Annotated in this window: 23 protein-coding genes; all 23 read left to right on the plus strand. The window is 70.5% G+C overall.

What is annotated here, in order from left to right:
• Positions 1–17: 17 nt before the first annotated feature.
• The 23 genes from B7P34_RS36640 to B7P34_RS04780 all read left to right on the plus strand — a co-directional run bounded on the left by B7P34_RS36640 (position 18) and on the right by B7P34_RS04780 (position 19,868).
• Positions 18–971 (plus strand): mucin-2, encoded by a 954-nt coding sequence (locus tag B7P34_RS36640; RefSeq protein WP_146166728.1) that lies wholly within the window; start codon positions 18–20, stop codon positions 969–971.
• The gene (locus tag B7P34_RS04670) at positions 968–1,663 is read left to right on the plus strand and encodes a hypothetical protein (protein ID WP_106674495.1); all 696 of its coding nucleotides are present in this window, start codon (positions 968–970) and stop codon (positions 1,661–1,663) included. The genes B7P34_RS36640 and B7P34_RS04670 overlap by 4 nt, the downstream gene beginning before the upstream one ends.
• A gap of 241 nt (positions 1,664–1,904) precedes the next feature.
• Positions 1,905–2,369, plus strand: a complete 465-nt coding sequence (locus B7P34_RS04680; RefSeq protein WP_106674497.1) for a hypothetical protein — start codon at positions 1,905–1,907, stop codon at positions 2,367–2,369.
• Between the two features lie 21 nt (positions 2,370–2,390).
• Positions 2,391–3,170 (plus strand): hypothetical protein, encoded by a 780-nt coding sequence (locus B7P34_RS04685; RefSeq protein WP_106674498.1) that lies wholly within the window; start codon positions 2,391–2,393, stop codon positions 3,168–3,170.
• A gap of 161 nt (positions 3,171–3,331) precedes the next feature.
• Positions 3,332–3,667, plus strand: coding sequence for a hypothetical protein (locus B7P34_RS04690; protein ID WP_106674499.1), 336 nt, complete (start codon positions 3,332–3,334; stop codon positions 3,665–3,667).
• A 206-nt stretch (positions 3,668–3,873) separates the two neighbouring features.
• Positions 3,874–5,301: a hypothetical protein gene (locus B7P34_RS04695; RefSeq protein WP_106674500.1), complete on the plus strand. Its 1,428-nt coding sequence runs from the start codon at positions 3,874–3,876 to the stop codon at positions 5,299–5,301.
• Between the two features lie 121 nt (positions 5,302–5,422).
• On the plus strand, positions 5,423–6,049 hold the full coding sequence (locus B7P34_RS04700) for a hypothetical protein (protein ID WP_106674501.1): 627 nt from the start codon (positions 5,423–5,425) through the stop codon (positions 6,047–6,049).
• Between the two features lie 57 nt (positions 6,050–6,106).
• On the plus strand, positions 6,107–6,505 hold the full coding sequence (locus B7P34_RS04705) for a hypothetical protein (RefSeq protein ID WP_106674502.1): 399 nt from the start codon (positions 6,107–6,109) through the stop codon (positions 6,503–6,505).
• Positions 6,506–6,759: 254 nt separating this feature from the next.
• On the plus strand, positions 6,760–7,206 hold the full coding sequence (locus B7P34_RS04710; RefSeq protein WP_106674503.1) for a helix-turn-helix domain-containing protein: 447 nt from the start codon (positions 6,760–6,762) through the stop codon (positions 7,204–7,206).
• Positions 7,206–8,447, plus strand: a complete 1,242-nt coding sequence (locus B7P34_RS04715; protein ID WP_106674504.1) for a PBSX family phage terminase large subunit — start codon at positions 7,206–7,208, stop codon at positions 8,445–8,447. The genes B7P34_RS04710 and B7P34_RS04715 overlap by 1 nt, the downstream gene beginning before the upstream one ends.
• 68 nt (positions 8,448–8,515) lie before the next feature.
• Complete coding sequence (locus tag B7P34_RS39650) at positions 8,516–8,953, plus strand: HNH endonuclease signature motif containing protein (RefSeq protein WP_106674505.1); 438 nt, start codon at positions 8,516–8,518, stop codon at positions 8,951–8,953.
• Positions 8,940–10,409, plus strand: a complete 1,470-nt coding sequence (locus tag B7P34_RS04725) for a phage portal protein (protein WP_106674506.1) — start codon at positions 8,940–8,942, stop codon at positions 10,407–10,409. The genes B7P34_RS39650 and B7P34_RS04725 overlap by 14 nt, the downstream gene beginning before the upstream one ends.
• Positions 10,410–10,427: 18 nt before the next feature.
• Complete coding sequence (locus tag B7P34_RS04730) at positions 10,428–12,686, plus strand: phage minor capsid protein (protein WP_106674507.1); 2,259 nt, start codon at positions 10,428–10,430, stop codon at positions 12,684–12,686.
• A 19-nt stretch (positions 12,687–12,705) separates the two neighbouring features.
• Positions 12,706–12,876: an Rmf/CrpP fold protein gene (locus B7P34_RS37235; protein ID WP_189382461.1), complete on the plus strand. Its 171-nt coding sequence runs from the start codon at positions 12,706–12,708 to the stop codon at positions 12,874–12,876.
• A 343-nt stretch (positions 12,877–13,219) separates the two neighbouring features.
• Complete coding sequence (locus B7P34_RS04735; protein ID WP_106674508.1) at positions 13,220–13,729, plus strand: hypothetical protein; 510 nt, start codon at positions 13,220–13,222, stop codon at positions 13,727–13,729.
• 18 nt (positions 13,730–13,747) lie between these two features.
• Positions 13,748–14,719, plus strand: a complete 972-nt coding sequence (locus B7P34_RS04740; protein WP_106674509.1) for a major capsid protein — start codon at positions 13,748–13,750, stop codon at positions 14,717–14,719.
• Between the two features lie 4 nt (positions 14,720–14,723).
• Complete coding sequence (locus B7P34_RS04745) at positions 14,724–15,119, plus strand: hypothetical protein (protein ID WP_106674510.1); 396 nt, start codon at positions 14,724–14,726, stop codon at positions 15,117–15,119.
• The gene (locus B7P34_RS04750) at positions 15,113–15,436 is read left to right on the plus strand and encodes a hypothetical protein (RefSeq protein ID WP_106674511.1); all 324 of its coding nucleotides are present in this window, start codon (positions 15,113–15,115) and stop codon (positions 15,434–15,436) included. Before B7P34_RS04745 ends, B7P34_RS04750 begins: the two co-directional genes overlap by 7 nt.
• Positions 15,433–15,786: a minor capsid protein gene (locus B7P34_RS04755; RefSeq protein ID WP_189382464.1), complete on the plus strand. Its 354-nt coding sequence runs from the start codon at positions 15,433–15,435 to the stop codon at positions 15,784–15,786. The genes B7P34_RS04750 and B7P34_RS04755 overlap by 4 nt, the downstream gene beginning before the upstream one ends.
• The gene (locus B7P34_RS04760; RefSeq protein WP_106674512.1) at positions 15,786–16,217 is read left to right on the plus strand and encodes a minor capsid protein; all 432 of its coding nucleotides are present in this window, start codon (positions 15,786–15,788) and stop codon (positions 16,215–16,217) included. Before B7P34_RS04755 ends, B7P34_RS04760 begins: the two co-directional genes overlap by 1 nt.
• Positions 16,218–16,225: 8 nt before the next feature.
• Positions 16,226–16,741 (plus strand): phage tail tube protein, encoded by a 516-nt coding sequence (locus B7P34_RS04765; protein WP_106674513.1) that lies wholly within the window; start codon positions 16,226–16,228, stop codon positions 16,739–16,741.
• Positions 16,741–17,226 (plus strand): DUF7426 family protein, encoded by a 486-nt coding sequence (locus tag B7P34_RS04770; protein WP_106674514.1) that lies wholly within the window; start codon positions 16,741–16,743, stop codon positions 17,224–17,226. Before B7P34_RS04765 ends, B7P34_RS04770 begins: the two co-directional genes overlap by 1 nt.
• 227 nt (positions 17,227–17,453) lie before the next feature.
• Positions 17,454–19,868, plus strand: coding sequence for a phage tail tape measure protein (locus tag B7P34_RS04780; RefSeq protein WP_106674515.1), 2,415 nt, complete (start codon positions 17,454–17,456; stop codon positions 19,866–19,868).
• The last annotated feature ends 1 nt before the right edge of the window (position 19,869 follow it).

Here is a 19,869-nt window from a genome sequence, read left to right on the forward strand (position 1 = left end):
CGTAAGGAGCATCCCCCGTGGCGTGGCTCAAGATCGACGACTCCAGCCACATGCACCCGAAGTTCCTCGCCGCGGGTAACGCTGCGTTGGGCCTGTGGCTGCGCTGCGGCGCCTACTCGGCCCAGCATCTGACCGAGGGGCACGTGCCGGGCGTTGTGGTCAAGCAGTACGGCACAGCCCCGCAGGCCCGCAAGCTCGTCGCTGTCGGTCTGTGGCACGAAGCCGGCCACGACTGCTCGCGCTGCCCTCAGCCGGTGGACGGCGACTTCATCGTGCACGACTTTTTCGAGGGTGGCCGGAACAGCACTCGCGCCCAGGTCGAGGCCGCCCGTGCTGCCGCCGCAGAGCGCAAGGCCAAGAGCCGAACACGCTCGATTCGCCCTCGGATCGACGACGAATCGGCCGCGGATCACGAGCGAAACGAGCCCGGATCGTCGACGAATCACGAGCGAAACGCACCCCAGTTTCAGGAAGGATCCGCAGGTCAAGAGGGTGCGTCACACCGTGACACCGTCGAGGGCGTCACAGGCCCCCAAGCCAGCACCAAGCCAAGCCCTTCTACTTCCTACGGAAGTAGAAGGGAACAAGCTAGCCCCGACAACGGGCCGCGGATCGCTGAACCCGTACGCCCCCTCGTCGAGGCCATGACCGCCGCTGGCATGGCCGTCTCATGGGAACTCGCCCCCGCCGAGTGGGTCCTGCTACAGGCCCTGATCGAGCGCTGCGGCGTGCAGATCCTCGTCGACCACGCCGGCGGATCCTGGCAGGCCGCCCGCACCCGCCCCCGCTCCGCGCGCTACTTCCTCGCCGGCTGGCGCTCCCTCCCCTCCATGCCCACCCACACGCCCACCTCGACCGGCCCCGGCGCGACCGTCGTCGCCCTCCGCACCGCTCGGCCCTCCACCACCGATCAGCGCGTGCACGACGGCCTCGCCCTCGCCGCCCGACTCCGCGAACAGGAGAACGCATGACACCCGCAGACGCCGCCGAGCTGCTCGCCCTGGCCGCCGCGTTCGACCGCCGCACCATCGGCGAGGCCGACGCCCACGCATGGGCCCGCGCCCTGCGCGACATCCCCCTCGACCGCGACACCCGCACCGCCGTTGCCGAGCACTACGCCCGAACCGAGCAGTGGATCACCCCCGCCCGCGTCCGAGAGGTCCGTGCACGGATCCGCGAGACCCGCATCGGGGACGCCCACCCGGTCTACGACGGCACTCCCGGCGAGACCGGCGCGCAGTTCGTCGAGCGCCGGCGTGCACAGATCACCGCCGCCGCCGACGGAACCCTGCCCGCCCGCACCATCACACAGGCCATAGGTGCCGGCCCCCGCCGTGACGTCCTCGCCCTGGCCGCCGCCGTCGGCCATGCGGTCGACGCCCCCGAGCGCCCATACATACCGACCGCCATCGTCGAGCAGCTCGCCGAGCAGGGATTCGGCGCCCGCCGCAAAGCCTTCCCCGAGCTCACCGTCGAATGCCCGCTCCACACCTGCCGCGCCCGCAAGGGCTCACCCTGCAAGGCCCCCAGCGGGCGCGAACTGCGCGAGCACACCCACGACCTACGGCAACGCGCCTACACAGAGCACGTCTCCCACGTGATGAGCCAGCCGCCCGCACCACGCACCACACGCGCCCGCCACACCGCAGGAGGCCGCCGATGATCCCGCCCGCCGCCCGCGCAGCCATCGCCGCCCACCTCACGGACGACCTCGACGTGCACCCACACCTCGCGACCCTCGTTGTCGCCAGCCTCGCCGACCGCCTCGCCGCCGAGGGATGGCACATCACAGACACCCCGCCCGCGCGACCGGTCGCGCCTCGCGCGCGGGAGGAGGGCCGGACCCATAGGGGCCTTGCCCGTCGCCTGTTCCCCCGCCGTACCTGGACGAACGGAGACCCCTCATGAGCCGCCGTACCCGAGCAGCCGACCGCGAGCTCGGCCGTATCCGCCGCCGCGAGTCCCTCGCCGTCCTGCTCGCCCGCGCCGACCGGCTGCTGCCCGCCGAGGCCGACCTGCTGCGCGTCCTTGTCGAGGCCGAGCTCGCCGCCGCCGACCGGGCACGGCGCACCGCCGGTGGACAGACGGCCGCCGTCAGCCGGCTGCGCGCCAGGGTCGAGGCGGCCGACGCTGCGATCGTCGAGACCGAGGCCGACCGTGACCGGGCGCAGCAGGCGCTCGACGAGCTGCGCGAGCGGCACCGGGGCGTCGAGGCGGTGTACGTCGAGCACCTCGCCGCCGCGGCCGTGCTCGCCGACGCGCTCAGGGACTCGCTCGGCGGCTCCGACTGGCACCTCGCAGAAACGATCCGTCGTGTGTGCACCGGCGCGATCACCCCGCGGCAGGCACTCGCCGCGACCGCACACTGAACCACCCGAGGGGGACCACTCATGACCAGCGCCATCATCGTGCGCCGCGAGACCGTCGAGGCGCTGCGCACCATCCGTGAACTGTGGGGCGAGCTGCTGCTTGCGATCGAGACGCCGCCGGCGGACGTGTGGCCCCCGCGGCAGCTCGCGCACACCATGCGCGACGACGACGCCCTGCTCGTCGAGACCCGGGCGCCCCTGGTGTTGCGCGAGCACCCGGCCCCGCTCAACCTGCGCGCCCTCGACACCGGCCTCGCCATCGAGGGCCGGCTGTTCGACCTCGCCGACCTGCTCGCCGCCCAGGCGCAGCAGCACGCCCCCCTCGGCGACCCTCGCCGGTGGATGTACCGCAGCGACACCTCGCCGGGCAGCAGGGCCTATGGGCTGCACTGGGCGTGCACGTGGGTCGAGGGGCGCGTGCTTGACGAGGACACCACCCCCGAGCACGACCTCGACGGCACCCTCGCCGAGGCGCCGTTCGCCCCGCTGTCCGAGGCGCTGCTGCGTGAGGCGCGCGGCGTCGCCCGGTGGTGCGAGGGCCGGCTGCTGGCCGAGCTCGGCCTCGACCAGCGCGAGACCCCGGTGCCCGACCGGCCGTGCCCTTGGTGTGGGGGCGAGCTGACCCTGCACACCGGGCCCGAGCAGGGGCCGGCCGTGACCTGCTCGACGGGGCCGGCCTGCTCCGCGCCCGTGGCGTTGGACGGTTGGGGGCGGCGCGTGTGGGAGTGGGGCGACCTGCTCGACCTCGTCGCCGCGCTCGGCACCGGGGGGACGGCCGTCGGGGCGCCGATCGCCGCCTAGGCCCAACCTCGTTGCCATGCCGGGTAGTTGGTGGCGGGAGTCACACCCGCCGAGATGAACTCAGTTCACGCTCTCACTTGTGAACCTGGTTCATCTCGGCCTATGGTGATCTCGTTCCGCCGGTCTCCACCCGGCGCCCGTCCAGCAAGGGAGCAACCCCCATGCAGATCACCATCCCTCCGTACCCGATCGACGAGGACCACGCGCCGCTACTGCTCGACATCACCCTCGCCGAGACCTCCCGGGCGGCTGACATCGCCGAGGGCGACGTGATCCTCGGCGCGGTCGACGAGCAAGGGCGGGTCGACTACTTCAACGACTACTACCGGGCCGCACCGATGCCGTACGACCCGACGTGCGGCTGCGGCGTCTGCTACCTCGCCGCCAACGACGAGGGGCCGGTCGTGAACCTGGGGAACGACAACCCTTGGGACACCTGCGACCCCCACCACGCCGACGCCCGGCTCGTGATCATCCGAGCCGCACACCTCGCCTAGCCACCCGCCGGGGCCGCCCCACCCGGGCGGCCCCACGCCCGATCCGCCAACCACCCGCCCTTGCGCGGGCGTTGGTGGCGCGGATCACACCCTGAACATGAACTAGGTTCACCCATTCTCTTGTGAACCTAGTTCATGTCGGCATAGAGTCGATCACGCACCGCCGGTCTCCACCCGGCACCCAACTAGCAATGGGAGCAACCCCCATGGAGCAGAACACCGAGGCCAACGTCGTACGGGTCGCCATTCGCGCCCACCGCGCACCGGGCGGCGGCCGAACTCGCCTGCTGGCCTACGTTCACACCAACTGCACGTGCCGCCTCGCCTCGACCCTCGTTGGCACGTTCGACAACCTCGCCGAGGCCGAGGCACTCGCGGCCGGGGCAACCCCCGAGCGCTTCCGACACTGCACGAAGTCCACCCCCATCCGCGAGCAGGCGCCCACCGTCGAGGCCCCCGTCGCTGAGGACCAGGAGCAGCCCAAGCGGGATGAGCCCTCCGACACCTGGACGATCACTAACCGCGCCGGTGTCGAGATCGCTCGGGTCGAGGGGGCTACGGCCGAGGACATGACCCAGGCGGCCGAGGCCCTGCCGAAGGTGCGCGCCACGATCCGGCGTGAGGGCGGGTTCACCCGCCGCCGCCTGTGGGTGTCCGAGCTGACGCCCGCGGACGTCGAGCAGGCGCCGACCGAGGTCGAGGCCGAGCAGCAGCCGGTCGCCGAGGTCGAGCGGCGCGTCGTCGAGGGCGTTGTCGTCAAGCATGCCGGGACCACCGAAGGGAGTTGGCCCCGCCACGCCACGCACCCCGACGCCATCGCCGCCCGTGCCGTCCTGCGTCCGCTCAAGCCCGCCACCCTGGCCGACCACACCGACACCACCGACCGCGCCGACGAGGTCGACACCAGCGTGCGGGGATACATGGTCGTGCCCCGCGGACGGGGGCGCGTCGCCGCGTACTGGATCGAGGGCGGACAGGACACGTTTCGAGGTGAGCCGCACGCCGTCGAGTTGAAGATCCTGCGGCAGAAGTTCCTCGACGCCGGTTGGCGCGTCGAGCCGAAGAGCCGCACCTGCGTGTTCGCATGGCGCCCGGCCGAGGACAGCACGGGCGAGACCCCGCACCAGGCCGACGCAGCATGCCAGGAGGCCGGGCGCGCGCTGCGGGCGCGGCGCCGGGCGCAGCAGCCGGCCCCCGCCCTGGCCTGCCAGCACGGCACGTCTCCCCGTCCGGACGTGAGCGGTAACCCGGTCGCGGCGTGCGATGGGCGGGCGCCGGGGGTCCGGGGTGGCGTGTGGTCCGACGAGGGGTGCGTGTACTCCGACGATTGCTTGGTCGACGCGGCGAACGAGTGCGCACGCCTGAATGCGGAGGAGGAGCCTGCCGAGGAGCCGCTGCACTCCTGGCACCGGATGTGCCCGGAGCACGACGAGCAGACGCTCGACGAGTGCGAGGAGTGCAACGCAGTGCCGACCGAGCAGGCTGAGGAGCCCGAGGGCGAGGTCGAGGTCGAGGAGGCCCCGGAGGCGGGCGGTACGTGGCGTAGCGGCTGGATGGCGGCCGAGCGGCGGGTGACGGAGGGGGCGTTGTTCGATCTCGGCGACGGGGTCGAGCAGGGGCTGCTCTTCCAGTAGGCCCGACACCCGCATGAACTAGGTTCACACACCTTCTTGTGAACCTAGTTCATGTCGGCGTATGCTGATCTCGTTCTCGCCGGTCTCCACCCGGCACCCAACGAGCACGGGAGCAACCCCCATGCAGATCACCAAGTACGCCGTCATGAGCGCCGGTACCCCGCACTACGGCGCCCGCAGCGTCGACGGCGCGCCGGTCATGCTGTGCGGCACCAGCGCGGCGAACCTCTGGCGCACCGAGAGCGAAGCTCGCATGTGCCAGCAGTGCGAGCGGGCGCACGCCGTGTTCGTGGCCGGTCCGGTCGAGCGCGAGTTGCGCCTCGCCGCGGGCGCCAAGGGCGGTGTGGGGCACCTGCTGATTCCCGGTGAGTCCCGCGGCTACTGCGGCAAGGGTCTCGGCGAGCAGGTCGCGACCGGCAAGCGGGTGTGCAAGAACTGCACTCGCGTCGCCGAGGGCCTCGACGCCTTCTCGGCCGTGACCCCTGACCTGATCACGAAGCGCTTCGCGGCACTCGGCGAGCAGCTCGACGTCGAGGTACCGGATGCCCCCGACGCGTTCCGCACGGCCGAGCCTGCCGCCATGGCTGAGCAGCTCGGCACGCTCGGCGATCTGCCCGACACCCTGCTCGCCGCCGACGAGCAGCCGGTCGTCGAGGACGCCGCGGGTACGTGGCGCGACGAGTGGATCATTGAGGGGCAGCAGACCCTCGCCGGCCTCGCCGACGAGCAGGGCGCCCTCTTCGCCTGATGACCGCCGCCCGCCTCGGACTGGCCGGGGCGGGCCCTCTTCACCCAAGGAAGCCCCATGGCCACGCGAGACGACAAGACCCAGCAGGCGCGCGAGGAGATCGAGGCGAGCCTGAAAGACGATCCGCTCGCGCGGGACATCCTCGCTGTTCTCAGGAAGCACAAGGCGGCCGAGCGTGCACACGCGACCGCGGTCGCCGTCCGCCGGGAGGGGGCCCGCCAGGTGGCAGGCGCCGACGTCGTAGACGCCGAGGCGGCCGAGCACCTGACACTCGCCGAGGTGGCGCGGATCCGTGCGGCGTACAAGGTGGCCGAGGCTGCTACGCCGCGGGTGATCCTTGAGGAGGATGCCAAGGGGCGGCCCGCGAATCACATCGCGGCCGATCTGGGCCTGTCCGCTTCGTACGTGAGCCGCTTCCTGCGCGAGCACAAGGCCGCCGAGCAGCCGAAGAAGTAGAGCGGGCCCGCCCTGCGTCTCCACCGCATGACGGGCCCTCGCCCTAGGCGCAAGCGGGAGCAACCCCCGCCCGCGGATGTGGGCGCAGACAGCCTATCCCGGACCCGCGGCCGAACAGACTTGCGCCGTTATCGATCTGTGACCTAATGTTGGTCGTGCCTCCGGCGTGCCCGGAAACTCTGACCCCCTCACCCGAACGCCCCGTCGCCCCCCTCGGCGACGGGGCGTTCGCCGTTCCCCCGGGAGGTGAGCGCGTGGCCGAGCCGATCACCGACCGGGACCGCGCAGAGGTTCGCCGGCTCCACGCCGAGGGCAAGACCCGCAACGCCATCGCCCGGGAGACCGGGCGCAGCGCTGCGACCATCTCGAAGATCGCCGCGCAGGAAGGGCTCGCCTTCTCCGGCGGCGCCCGGGTCGCAGCAGCGACCGAGGCGCGGCGCGCCGATGCTGCCGCACGCCGCGAGCAGCTTGCCGAGGACTCCCTCGACGCCGCTCTGCGCCAGGTCGAGCAGACCGTCGGCGCCGACTCCGCTCGCGACGCTCGCGACCGCGCCACCGCCGCGCGCGCCCTGACCGAGGTGCACGCCCGCGTCTCCGAACTCGCTCGCCAGAGCGGGACCGGTAGCGCCGGTGGCTCGATGCTCGACCGCCTCGCCGACGCCCTGCTCGGGCCGGCCGGAGGTGATGACAAGGGGGTGTAGTGGCCTCGCCCCTCCCCCTGTCTGACAAGCAACTGCGCTCGATCCGGGAGTCGTTCAGCGCCCGCGTTTCCGTCTGGCACGGCAGCGTTCGCTCAGGCAAGACCATCGCGAGCCTGCTCGCTTTCCTTCTGTCCGTCCGGCGCGCGCCGGCAACGGGCCTGATCCTGCTGTGCGGCCGTTCGCTGCAAACGATCGAGCGCAACATCATCGAGCCGCTGCAAGATCCCGGGCTGTTCGGCTCGGACGTCACCTCGGAGATCCGGCACACCCGCGGCGCCACCGTCGCCAGCATCATGGGCCGCACGGTCCATCTGATCGGCGCCTCGGACGCGCGAGCCGAGGGCAGGCTGCGCGGCGCCACCGCCTCACTGGCGTACATCGACGAGACGACGCTCGTCCCGGAACCGTTCTTCGTACAGCTACTCGCCCGCCTGTCCGTGCCCGGGGCGAGACTGCTCTGTACGACGAACCCGGACTCGCCGGCCCACTGGCTCAAAGCGCAGTATCTCGACCGGGCCGACGAGCTCGACCTCGCCCAATGGCACTTCAAGCTCGCCGATAACCCGAGCTTGAGTGAGGCGTATGTCGCCGCCCTGTCGGCGGAATACACCGGGCTTTGGCGCCGGCGGATGATCGCCGGCGAGTGGGTCGTCGCCGAGGGCTCGATCTACTCCATGTGGGACGAGCAGCGGCACGTCGTCAACGACGTGCCAGAGCTGCTCCGGACCTGGGTGGGTGTGGACTACGGCACGGTGAACCCCTTCGCCGCAGTGCTGCTCGGCCTCGGCGTCGACGGCCGCCTGTACGCGGTGAGCGAGTGGCGTCACGACTCCCGTGCCGCGCACCGGCAGATGACCGATGCGCAGTACAGCCGAGCCGTCCGCGAGTGGCTGAGTGAGCGGAACGACGTCCAGCCCGAGTGGACGTTCGTTGACCCCTCGGCCGCAAGCTTCAGCACGCAGCTTTGGGCGGATGGGCACCCGAACATCGCGCGTGGCGATAACAGCGTGCTTGACGGCATCCGGTCCGTGTCGAACGCCCTCGAAGCGGGTGCCCTGCTCGTCCACCGCTCGTGTGCCGGCCTGCTCCAAGAGTTCCCCTCGTACGTCTGGGACGACGCTGCGGCGGCCCGCGGTGAAGACCGGCCCGTGAAGATCGGCGATCACTCGCTCGACGCCCTGCGCTACGCGGTCCACAGCACCGCCCACGAATGGCGCCACCTGCTCACGCAGGCCGCGTAACCACATCACCACCGCCCCGGCCGCCCCGGGGAGGGGCGCCGCGGGTCTGCATGCGCAAGGGGGCACCTATGCGTTCCGATTGGCCCGACCGGTTCCTCGACAAGGTGACCCGGACTGCCGGTTGCTGGACATGGACCGGCTCGGTCAAGCCCAACGGCTACGGGCAGTTCAGGGTCGGGAAACGGGTCCGAACTGCGCACCGGGTCGCATACGAGCTCGCGCACGGGGAGATACCCGACGGCCTCGTGATCGACCACCTGTGCCGCCGGCGCGACTGCGTCCGGCCTGATCACCTCGAAGCAGTAACCCAGCGGATCAACGTGCGGCGCGGCATCAGTTCCGCAGCCCACCGCGCCCGCCAAACCCACTGCTGCCGCGGGCACGCATTCGACGCCGCCAACACCTACGTAGCGCCCAACGGCACCCGCAAGTGTCGGCGGTGCCGTGCCACAGCGCAGGACCGCGCACGACGACGTCGGCAGGAGGTGACTCGTGTCCTTGCCTGAGAACGGCGCCCCCTGGCCCCCGCCGCACCTCGCCCGGACGCATGCCGAGCTGCGTATCGACGATGCTTGGTACTCCGGGGATCACGACAAGCTCGCCGCCGTCTACCGCAACAACACCACCCGTGGGGACGGGCGCCCCCGTCTGTGGGGCCGACGGCCCTCGCAGCCCGGGAAGCGCGACGCCCGCCTGCACATCCCCCTCGCCGGCGATATCGCGAGCACGTCCGCCGACCTGTTGTTCAGCGAACCGCCGACCTTCACCGTCACCGACAGCACAACGCAGGACCGGCTCGACGAGCTCACCGAGGCCGCAGGAGTCGCGAATACGTTGCTTGAGGCGGCCGAGGTGTGCGCCGCGCTGGGCGGCGTGTACCTGCGCGTCACGTGGGATCGGGAGCTGGTCGACCGGCCCCTGCTGACCGTCGTGCATGCCGACTGTGCCGTGCCTGAGATCCAATTCGGCCTGCTTCGGGCCGTGACGTTCTGGCATGAGCTTCCTTCGGACACTGCCGCTGTATGGCGCCACTTGGAGCGGCATGAGCGAGGCCGCATCGTGCACGCGCTCTACCAGGGGTCGACGGACCGCCTCGGCGAACGGGTACCGCTGACCGAGCACCCCGAGGTCGCTCCGCTCGCCGCCTCGCTCGGTCCCGAGGGGGACACGATCGAGACCGGCATCGACCGCTTGACTGCCGCCTACGTCCCCAACATCCGCCCGAACCGGCGCCACCGCGGCTCGCACCTCGGACTCTCCGACTACGGCGTGCCGCTGTATGACCTGTTCGACGCGCTCGACACGACATGGACCTCGTGGATTCGCGACCTACGCCTCGCCCGTGCCCGACTGATCGTCCCGGACGGCTACCTACGCGATCACGGCCCTGGCCGCGGCGCCTCGTTCGATGACGACCGGGAAATTTGGCAGCTGCTGAACATCCCGCCGACCGAGGCCGGCGGGATCACCCTGTCGCAGTTTGCGATCAGGGTCGAGGAGCACGAACGGACGGCCGAGGCAGCCACCCGGCAAGCGGTACTGTCTGCCGGGTACAGCGCGCAAACGTTCGGCATCGGCGACCAGGTCGCCGCCACCGCGACCGAGGTCAAGGCCCGTGAGCGCAAGAGCATGACGACTCGGGGCCGGAAGTCGCGGTACTGGGCACCGCCTGTCGCCGAGATGCTGCACGTCATGCTTCTTCTCGATCAGCAGATGTTCACCCCGTCCATCACCCCGGAACGGCCACAGACCGTGTTCGGGGACTCCGTGAGTGAAGACGCGACCACTCTCGCGCAGACTCTCTCCCTGCTCCAGCAGGCACAGGCCGTCAGCGTCGACACCAAGGTGCGCATGCTCCACCCCGAGTGGACCGAGTCGACCGTGCAGGAAGAGGTCGCGCGCATCCTCACCGAGACCGGCGCGGCAGTGCCCGACCCGATGCAGGCCGGCACCCTCGTCTGACCTGAGAAGGGGGCCGCGGTGCCAATCCATCCGGGCATGGTCGAGGACCTCTCGGCCGGCGTCCTGGCCCTGTACGCGGATGCCGAGCAACGGCTGCTCGGCATCGTCGCGCGACAGCTCGCCGACGGCGCCGAGGCGCCCGGTTGGGCCACGGCCAAGCTGCGGGATATCCAGGCGCTACGCCGTGGAGCGCAGGGCGTCGTCGACGCCCTCGGCACGGCCATGCAGACCGAGGTATTCGACGCGGTCGCCGAGGCGTACAACGTCGGTGCCCGGTCGGGTCTGGCCGAGCTCGGCGCCCTGGACGACGGCGACGCCCGCCGGATCGCCGAGAGCACGCCCGCCGGCCGTGCCGTGGACCGCCTCGCGCAGGAGACGATCGATCTCGTCAAGGCCACCCACCGCGGCATTCTGCGCGGCGTGGAGGACGGCTACCGGCAGGTGATCGCCGAGGTGTCCGCAACGCCCCTGCTCGGCGTCGACACCCGGCGGCAGGCCACGCAGCGCGCCATGGAACGGTTTGCCGACCGCGGGTTGAAGACGTTCGTGGACCGGGCCGGCCGGTCGTGGTCGATGACCTCGTATGCCGAGATGGCCACCCGCACCAGCGTCGGGCGCGCCGCGGTCGAGGGACACACCGACCGTCTGCGCGCTGCTGGCCTCAACCTCGTGATCGTCTCCAACGCCCCCCACGAGTGCCCACTCTGTAAGCCGTTCGAGGGCAAAGTGCTGTCGATCGACGGCCCGTCGGGGGCGCGCGAGGTGGACGTCGAGCACGCCGTCGAGGACGGCCGCACCGTGCGTGTGGACATCGCCGGATCGCTCGACGAAGCGCGTACCCGCGGGTTCCAGCACCCCAATTGCAGACACTCGGTCGCCGCCTACTTGCCCGGTGTCACCCGCGAGCCCGTCGAGCACTCCACCGACCCCGACGGCTACGAAGCGAGCCAGCGACAGCGGGCGATCGAGCGTGGCATCCGCAAGTGGAAGAACCGTGCCGCCGCCGCGACCGACCCGGACGCGAAGAAGGTGGCCGAGGCCAAGGTGCGCGCGTGGCAGAAGAAGCAGCGCGAGCACCTGGCCGCGCATCCCGAGCTCATCCGGCGCCGCGAGCGCGAGCAGATCGGCGGCGGCAACCTCCCGCCGGCCCGTGGTACGGCTGGGCGGACCGGCACACCGAGTGGCCCGGGGTCGGATGCGGTCGAGGCTGCGCGCGTGCGCTCCGGCGACGCGCGCACCCTGCGCGAGATGAGCGACGAGCAGCTCGGCGCCGCCGTCCGCTCGGACGTCCTCGACCGGCGTGACCGGGACCGGATCGGCTCCGAGGCCGACCGGCGCGACGAGCAGGTGCTGCTCGACCGCGTGCGCCCCGCCGGCCGTCTGGCCGACAACTTGGCCGTCTTCTCCGACGACGAGCTCGCACGCGCCTCCGGCCACCTGGGCGACGACGACATGCTGCGCGTCATGGCCGAGATGGACCGACGCGACATCGACGCCGCCCTGCCTGGCGCCCGCCGCGACCTGATCGGCCTTTCCGAGCGCGAGCTCGCCAACCGCGCGCCCCGCGCCGGCGACACCGAGCGCGCTGCCCTGGATGCCGAGGCGCACCGTCGGCAGTTGCTCGGCAGCGTGTTCCCCGGCGGTCGGCTGGCCGCGGATCTCTCTGGCGTCGGCGACGACGTCCTCGGGTGGGCGATCCGGTACGCCAGGGACGACGACGCGCTGCGGATCGCCGAAGAGCTCGACCGCCGGTACCCGCCGGCCCCGATGCCGAAGGCGGCCGGGGCGCACACCATCGAGGGACAGCTCGCCGACCGCGCCGCCCTCGACGAGGTCCTCGGCCCGGCCGGCGGCCCCGACGACTGGGCGCACCTGGCCGACAACCTGCCCGACGATCCGTACGCGGGTATGTCCTCGGCCGAGCGTTGGGTCGCCGAGCGCGAGGCCGAGCAGCAGGCGCAGCGCACCGCCTACACCCGCGAGCAGGTGCGGGAGATGTACCGCGAGCACGTGTACGCGTCCTACCTCGCTGCTGAGGATGAGCTGCGCGGGGTGCTGCTGTCCCGCGAGGCCGACGCTGCCGGCGTCGACCCGATCACTCTGTTCACCGGGCCGGCGCACGTCGCCTATGCCCGTGCTTCGGAAGAGCTCAAGCGGTGGTGGCAGGTTCACCCGCGCACTACGCTTGCGGAGTACACGGAGCAGGTCACCGGCATACGGAGCAGCGCTGCGGACACCGCCCGCGCCCGCCGCACTGACCACGACAACAAGCTCTGATCTACGGAGGGTTCACGGGATGGGTGCGCGGGTCGACATCGTCCAGGCCATGCAGGACGGACGCCGCGCGGGCGCCGCCGGCGATCGACCGACCGCGTGCCCCTACCCGGCCGGGAACCTGCTGCGCTCCGCGTGGCTGCGCGGGTACGCCGCCGCCCGCCCTCTCCTTAACGAGGCCAACCCCCAGTAGCGGCAGGCGGGAAGACTCCGCCACCGCCCGCAGGTCCCGCCGCTCACCAGGAGCACCGCCGACTCGAAATCGGCCGGGACCACCGGGGCCGCGCCGCCCATTAGTAACCGACCTCCGCCCCGCACGGTGCGGGGGTGAGCCGAACGGGGTCGCAAGCTCGCGCGGCCCCCTTCCCTCTCTTCACGGCCCGCCCTCGGCGGGCCTTTTTCATGCCCGCACACGAGCCCGGAGGGCCCCTTTCCGCATGTCCGAGACCCCCGCCGCCCCCGCGGCAGTAGGTACCGATCCCACTCCGTCAGCCCCGGAATCCACTACCCCGGCGGCCCCGGCCGCCGTTCCTTCGGTGCCCGACTCAGCCATCGAGCAGCAGCTCGTCGACGCGCAGCAGCGCGCGAGCGCCGAGGCTGAGCGCGCCACGCAGCTACAGGCCGCGCTCGACGCGGTGAACAAGGCGCTGAACCCGGATGCCAAGGACGGCGAGCAGGACCCGAACGCGCTCGCCGCCGCGGTCGCCGAGCGCGACCGACAGCTCGCCGACGCCGCCGCGCAACTGCGCACCGCGCAGGTAGAGCTCGCCGCCTACAAGGCCGCCGCCGAGCAGGGCGCCCGCGCCGACCGGCTGCTGAACAGCCGCGTTTTCGTCGACGGTCTCGCCGCCCTCGACCCGGCCGACGCGAAGTTCGGTGAGCAGCTCGCCGCAGCGATCACGGCCGCTGTCGACGGCGACCCCGACCTGTACCGCGCCGTTCCGGCCGGCCCCGCGCGGGGCGGCGCGGAGTTCACCGGCGCGCCGGCCGCGCCTGCCAGGCCGGCCAACCTCCGCGACGCCATCGCCGCCCGGCTTGGCGCCTAACCCCTAGGAGCACCACCCATGGCAATCACCCTTGCCGACGCCAAACTGAACACACAGGACGATGTCGACGTCCAGGTGATCGACGAATTCAGCAAGAGCTCATGGCTACTGGACAACATGACGTTCGACGACGTCGTGAACCCGGCCGGCGGCGGCGCCACCCTGACTTACGGATACACCCGTCTCGTCACCGAGCGCGGCGCGAGCTTCCGTCAGCTTGGGACCGAGTACGGCACCGAGCAGGCCAAGCGCGCCCGCGCGACGGTCGACCTGACGGTGTTGGGCGGCGCCTTTGAGATCGACCGGGTTCTCGCCAATCTTGGCCCCGCCGCGACCGCCGAGGTCGCGTTTCAGATGGGCCAGACAATCAAGTCGGCCACGGCGTTCTTCTCCGACCAGGTCATCAACGGCACCAAGAACACGTCGACAGCGACCGGTTTCGAGGGGCTGTCGAAGATCCTCGCCGGCAGTTCGACCGAGTTCAAGGCGCCGGCTGACTGGTCCGCGCCCGCCGATCAGGCCGCCGCGCACAACGCGCTCGACTCCCTCGATGAGTTCCTCGGCCTGCTCGACGGCACCCCTTCGGCTCTGCTCGGCAACAAGAAGACGATTGCCCGCGTCCGCAGCCTGGCGCGCCGGGCCGGCTACTACAGCCGCACGGAAAACAGCTTCGGGCAGACCGTCGAGTCGTACAACGGCATCCCCTTCATTGACCTGGGCGCCAAGGCCGGCACTGCCGATCCCGTGATCGGCATCGACAGCAAGACCGGCGCAAGTGATCTCTACGCCGTCCGCCTCGGCCTTGATGCCTTCCACGGCGTCTCGGCCATGGGTGGACAGATCGTTCGTCAGTGGCTGCCCGACTTTTCGACCGCCGGCGCCGTCAAGCGAGGCGAGGTCGAGCTCGGCCCCGTCGCCGTCGTCCTCAAGGCGACCAAGAGCGCGGCTGTCTGGCGCGGGATCAAGGTGCAGCCGGCCGTCGCGGGGTGATCGCGTGCGCCGCCCTTACTCGACCCCGGAGCAGCTCTCCACATGGCTTGGCACGCCGGCCCCGTCGGATGCCGAGCGGCTGATCAGTAGGGCGTCGGAGGACATCGACAGTGCGCTGCTGACCGCGATCTATCCCGTAGACGAGGACGGCGACCCGCTCGACCCGCGGATCGCGCAGGCCCTCGCCGACGCGACGTGCGCGCAGGTCGAGTACCAGCTCGCCACCGGCGACGACGGGACGGGCGCGAGCGGCACATGGGACTCGGTCTCGATCGGCCCCGTGAGCCTGTCCGGCCGCACCGGGCGCAGCGCCGGCTCGTCCGGCGTCGAGCTCGCCCCGCGCGCCGACCGCGCCCTGCGCCGTGCCGGCCTGTCGCCCGGACGGATCTACGCATGGTGACCCGCGTCCCGCCGGCCCTGCTGCGCCACCGGATCACCGTCGAGCCGTACGCGGGCGAGGGAGCGTACGGCGCGCAGTACCGGCACGTCATCCCGGACGTGCCGGCGCTCGTCGACTCCTCCCCGCGGCTCGTCCGCGCCGCGGACGGCCGACAGGTCACCGCCACCGCGACCGTGATAGCGGGGCCGACGCTGGACTGCCCACCCGGATCGAAGATCACCCTGCCCGACGGTCGCACCACCACGGCGATCACCGTCAACCACCACACCGCCCCGGGCCTGCCGGTACCCGCCTGTACGGAGGTGAGCTGCGAGTGAGTCAGTCCGTACGGATCCAGTGGAACGGCGCCGCCGCAACCGAGCTCATGCACCGAGCTGCTGCTCGGGGGCTGCTGCTCGGCGCCGAGCATGTGCTCGCCGCGAGCAGACAGCGCGTTCCGATCGCCGAAGGCACCCTCGAACGCTCCGGTGCCGTCTCCGTCGACGAGCAGTCGATGACGGCCGCGGTTTCCTACGACACCCCGTACGCGCGCCGCGTGCACGAGGACATGACCGCCCGGCACAGCCCTGGCCGGTCCGCGAAGTACCTCGAATCCGTGCTGCCAGAGGTATCCGGCGAGGTGCAGGCGCTGATCACGGCGCAGGTCCGGCGCGCGCTGGGTGGCTGATGTCGTACACGACTGATCTCCTGGACGGTCTCGCCCGACTCCTGCACGAGCAGGGCGTCGGCACCTACCGGCCCGAGGGCGTGTACCTCCCGGGCGAGACCGCGATCACCGTCGCCGTCATGCCGCCGGCCCCCGACCGCGCGATCTGTCTCTCGGCCTATGCCGTCGCCGACTCGCCCGTGCTCACCGACACGACGACTGGCGTGCAGGTGCGCACCCGCGCCGGGGCTGACCCGCGCGAGGTCGACGCCCTCGACGACGCCGTGTACGAGCTCGTTCATGCCTCCGGCCCCCACCTGTTCGGTTCCGTGCGCGTGCAGCTCATCACCCGCGCTTCGGGGGCCCCGATCGGCGCCGACTCCTCCGGCCGCATGGAGCGGACCAGCAACTACTACGCCCGCGCACACCGCCGGGCCCCACACCTTGAATAGGAGGCGCATTGGCCACCCCGACGCCGCCGGCCGAGACCGTGACCGCGCTCGCGCGCCGGTACCGGCTGGAGATCAACACCAGCAACACCGGTACCCCCGCGTGGTCGCTGCTCCCCGGCATTACCGAGTTCGCCCCGAAGATCGAGCCGACGCAGCAGGACGTGACCACCTACGACGCCGAGGGGTGGTCCGAGCAGGCTGTGACCATGCTCGCGTGGTCGATCGAGACGACGATCGCGCACCGCGCGCACCCTGTGACCGGCGCTTTCAACCCGACTCAGGAATTCGTCCGCAAGGCTTCCTTGTCGTTCGGTGCCGCGTCCTATGTGAACGTCCGCTACTACGACCGGACCGGCGCCGACGAGGCGTACGAGGGCGTTGCCCTGGTGACGTGGGAGCCCGATGGTGGCGGGCCCGACGAGGTTGACACCATCAAGATCACGCTTACTGGTTCCGGGCCGCTGAAGCCGATTGCCAACCCGGCGCCGGCCACACCGCCGAAGCCTGCCGGGGGTGGTAGCTGATGGCATTCGAGGCTCTCGACGAGCTGCTCGACGAGGCCCTGCACCTGCCGATCGCCGGCCGCGTGTACCGGGTACCTGCCCCGTCCGCCGAGGTCGGGCTGCGGGTACAAGCCATCGTGCACGCGGCCGCTGTTGCCGCGGACGGCGGACGGGCAGACGAGCAGATCCTCGCCGACGCTGCCGAGCGCGACCTGTACGCGGACGTCCTCGGCTCCGCGCACGGCGAGATGGTCGCCGATGGCGTTCCCTGGCCCGCACTCAAGCACAGCGCCCTTACCGCCATGGTGTGGATCTCGCAGGACAAGGCCGCGGCAGAGAAGTTCTGGAACACGGCCGGCGACCCTTCTCGGGTGGCCCCGAACCGAGCAGCGCGCCGCAGCAACCCATCGGCCGCGGCGAGTACGACGAGGTCTCGGGGCTCTACGAGTGGTACGAGTACCCGCCCGGCACCGCCCCGCGCCAAGGGCAAGCAGCGCCGGCACTGACCTGGGCGCAGATCCTCTCCGAGTGGCCGCTCGTCGAGGCGGATCTGCACGAGGTCTACGGCATCGATCTCGGCGACGAGCGCCTGCTGCGCTCGCGCTCCTGGCGGTGGCTGCGACTGCGCATCCTCGCCCTTCTCTCTGCTGAATCGCGGCTCGCACGCGTGCTCACACCCCCGCCCGACTCCCCCGCCCCGAAGGGCGGCATGACCACCCGGAGGTGATGAGCAGTGGCGCTCCAGGTGGGCGAGCTCGCCGCAACTGTCCGCGTCGATGACTCCGGAGTGGGAGAGGGCATGGCCCGCTCGCGCGCCGCCGTTCAGGCGGGCGGTAGCCAGGTCGCCGCCGCCGCGGACAGTGCCGGGCGGCAGGCCGGCCAGGAGCTCGGCGACGGTGTCGCTGAGGGCGCCCAGCGCGGGGGCGAGCGCGCATCCAACGCGCTCCGATCCGGTCTGTCGAAGCTGGGCGCGGCCGTGGTCGGTATCGGGATCGGTGCCGCCCTCATGGGCGGCATCAATCAGGCCATGGAGCAGGGCAAGGTCGAGGGGAAACTGCGCGCGCAGCTCGGCTCCAGCGGCCCCGTGGCTGCCCAGTACGGCAAGGCCGCGGGCGCACTGTATTCGGGCGCGATCGTCGACTCGGTCGAGGACGGCGCAGAAGTCCTCAAAGGCATTGCACAAAATGGGCTGCTGCCGCCAGAGGCGACGCAGTCCCAGATTCAGACGATGGGCCGGAAGGTCGCCGATACCGCGTCAGTCATGGGCGAGGACGTCAGTAAGGTCTCGCGCGCCGTCGGCACGATGATGAAAAACGGCCTCGCGAAATCCGCTGACGAAGCCATGGATGTGCTCGTACGGGGCACGCAGACCGGCACCAATGCGGCCGAGGATCTTCTCGATACTTTCTCCGAATATCCCACCGAATTCAGGCAACTAGGGCTAGACGCTCAGACCTCGATGGGGCTTCTGTCTCAAGGCTTGAAGGGCGGCGCCCGCGATGCCGACGTAGTCGCCGACGCGCTTAAAGAGTTCACCCTGAAGGCGCAGGGGATGGATGACACCACCAAGAAGGCTTACGAGGATCTCAGCCTTTCCGGCGAGAAAATGCAGGAGGTTTTCCAGAAGGGCGGACCAGCGGCAGGGAAAGCATTCGAGGAAGTCATCACTAAACTCCGAGGCGTCCAGGATCCGGCAAAGAAATCACAGATCGCACTCGGCCTCTTCGGCACCAAATTCGAGGACATGCAGCAAGCGATCTACGCCCTTGACCCTGCGCATGCCGTTGAAGCACTAGGAAAGGTGAAAGGCGCCACCGATAAAGCTGGTGACGCCATGCGTGACAACGCGTCGACGAAGATCGAAGTGTTTAAGCGAGCCCTTGAACAGAAGGCCGTGAACTTGATCGGCGGCAAGGTAATTCCTATCGTCGAGAAACTGGCGGACTGGGTTGGGGCAGGCGGACTTGGAAAGGCATACAGCTCCACAAAGAACTTCATTCAAGAGCACTCCACTGCGCTAAGCGTCGCCGCCGGAGTGATCACGCTCGTCATGCTCCCCACCCTCTTGGAGCTGGCCACTCAAGCTGGGGCGACCACGGTCGCGGTGGTGACAGGCTGGATCACGCAGGGCACGGCCGGCATCGCGGCCGGAGCGCGGTTCCTGGCCGTAAATTCGCTGATTATCGGCGGTTGGGCGGTACAGGGCGCCGCTGCCGCTGGCGCCGCGCTGCGCGTGGTCGGCGCATGGGTACTCATGGGCACGCAGGCAACAATTCAGGGCCTGCGCATGGCTGCTGCGTGGCTGCTCGCCATGGGGCCTATCCCACTGATCATCGCCGCGGTCGTGGGCCTGGTCGTGCTGATCGTCGCCAACTGGGACAAGATCGTCTCGGCGACGTCCGCCGCCTGGGATTGGGTATGGAACAAGATTAAGGGCGTCGGCCAATTCCTCGTTGACCTGTTCCTTAATTTCACACTCGTAGGCATCATCATCAGCCATTGGGAATCCATCCGGTCCGGCACTGCCCGCGTCTGGACGGCCGTCGTCGACTGGATCAAGGGGATACCCGGCCGCATCGTCGACTTCTTCCTGAACTGGACACTCCCCGGGTTGATCATCAGCCATTGGGACGCCATCCGATCAGGCACCGCCCAAAAGGCGGGCGCCATGCTTGCCTACGTCCGCGGACTGCCAGGGCAGATTGTCGGCTACTTCGGCAATTTCGGATCCATGCTCTACGGAAAGGGCGAGGATCTCGTACGGGGCCTGTGGAACGGAATTCAGAACATGGGTCCGTGGCTTCGCTCAACCCTGATGGGCTGGGCGAAGAACATGATTCCTGGCCCCATCGCTAAGGCACTCGGCATCCATTCACCGTCGCGGGTCATGCGCGATCAGATCGGCCGCTTCATCCCGGCCGGTGTCGTCGAGGGCATCAAGGCCGGCAGTTCTGCCGTCGATCGCACAATGCGCAACCTCGTATCGGTGCCCTCCCCGCAGTTCGCCACCTCGGGCAGCTCCCCCAACGCCACGTTGTCCGGCGGCGGTTGGGGGCCGGCAGTGCATATTGAGAACTGGAACGCGGGCAGCGCGAGCGCTGATCAGACCGCGGCGGCGCTCGCTTGGCACATGAAGAGCAGGGGGTGAC

The sequence above is a fragment of the Streptosporangium nondiastaticum genome, from assembly GCF_003011965.1.
Classification (GTDB): Bacteria; Actinomycetota; Actinomycetes; order Streptomycetales; family Streptomycetaceae; genus Streptomyces; species Streptomyces nondiastaticus.

Excerpts from the sequence above, each read along its gene's own strand:
- B7P34_RS04670 (WP_106674495.1), top strand. The coding sequence starts at position 968 with ATGACACCCGCAGACGCCGCCGAGCTGCTCGCCCTGGCCGCCGCGTTC.
- B7P34_RS04680 (WP_106674497.1), top strand. The coding sequence starts at position 1,905 with ATGAGCCGCCGTACCCGAGCAGCCGACCGCGAGCTCGGCCGTATCCGC.
- B7P34_RS04685 (WP_106674498.1), top strand. The coding sequence starts at position 2,391 with ATGACCAGCGCCATCATCGTGCGCCGCGAGACCGTCGAGGCGCTGCGC.
- B7P34_RS04690 (WP_106674499.1), top strand. The coding sequence starts at position 3,332 with ATGCAGATCACCATCCCTCCGTACCCGATCGACGAGGACCACGCGCCG.
- B7P34_RS04695 (WP_106674500.1), top strand. The coding sequence starts at position 3,874 with ATGGAGCAGAACACCGAGGCCAACGTCGTACGGGTCGCCATTCGCGCC.
- B7P34_RS04700 (WP_106674501.1), top strand. The coding sequence starts at position 5,423 with ATGCAGATCACCAAGTACGCCGTCATGAGCGCCGGTACCCCGCACTAC.
- B7P34_RS04705 (WP_106674502.1), top strand. The coding sequence starts at position 6,107 with ATGGCCACGCGAGACGACAAGACCCAGCAGGCGCGCGAGGAGATCGAG.
- B7P34_RS39650 (WP_106674505.1), top strand. The coding sequence starts at position 8,516 with ATGCGTTCCGATTGGCCCGACCGGTTCCTCGACAAGGTGACCCGGACT.
- B7P34_RS37235 (WP_189382461.1), top strand. The coding sequence starts at position 12,706 with ATGGGTGCGCGGGTCGACATCGTCCAGGCCATGCAGGACGGACGCCGC.
- B7P34_RS04740 (WP_106674509.1), top strand. The coding sequence starts at position 13,748 with ATGGCAATCACCCTTGCCGACGCCAAACTGAACACACAGGACGATGTC.
- B7P34_RS04750 (WP_106674511.1), top strand. The coding sequence starts at position 15,113 with ATGGTGACCCGCGTCCCGCCGGCCCTGCTGCGCCACCGGATCACCGTC.
- B7P34_RS04760 (WP_106674512.1), top strand. The coding sequence starts at position 15,786 with ATGTCGTACACGACTGATCTCCTGGACGGTCTCGCCCGACTCCTGCAC.
- B7P34_RS04770 (WP_106674514.1), top strand. The coding sequence starts at position 16,741 with ATGGCATTCGAGGCTCTCGACGAGCTGCTCGACGAGGCCCTGCACCTG.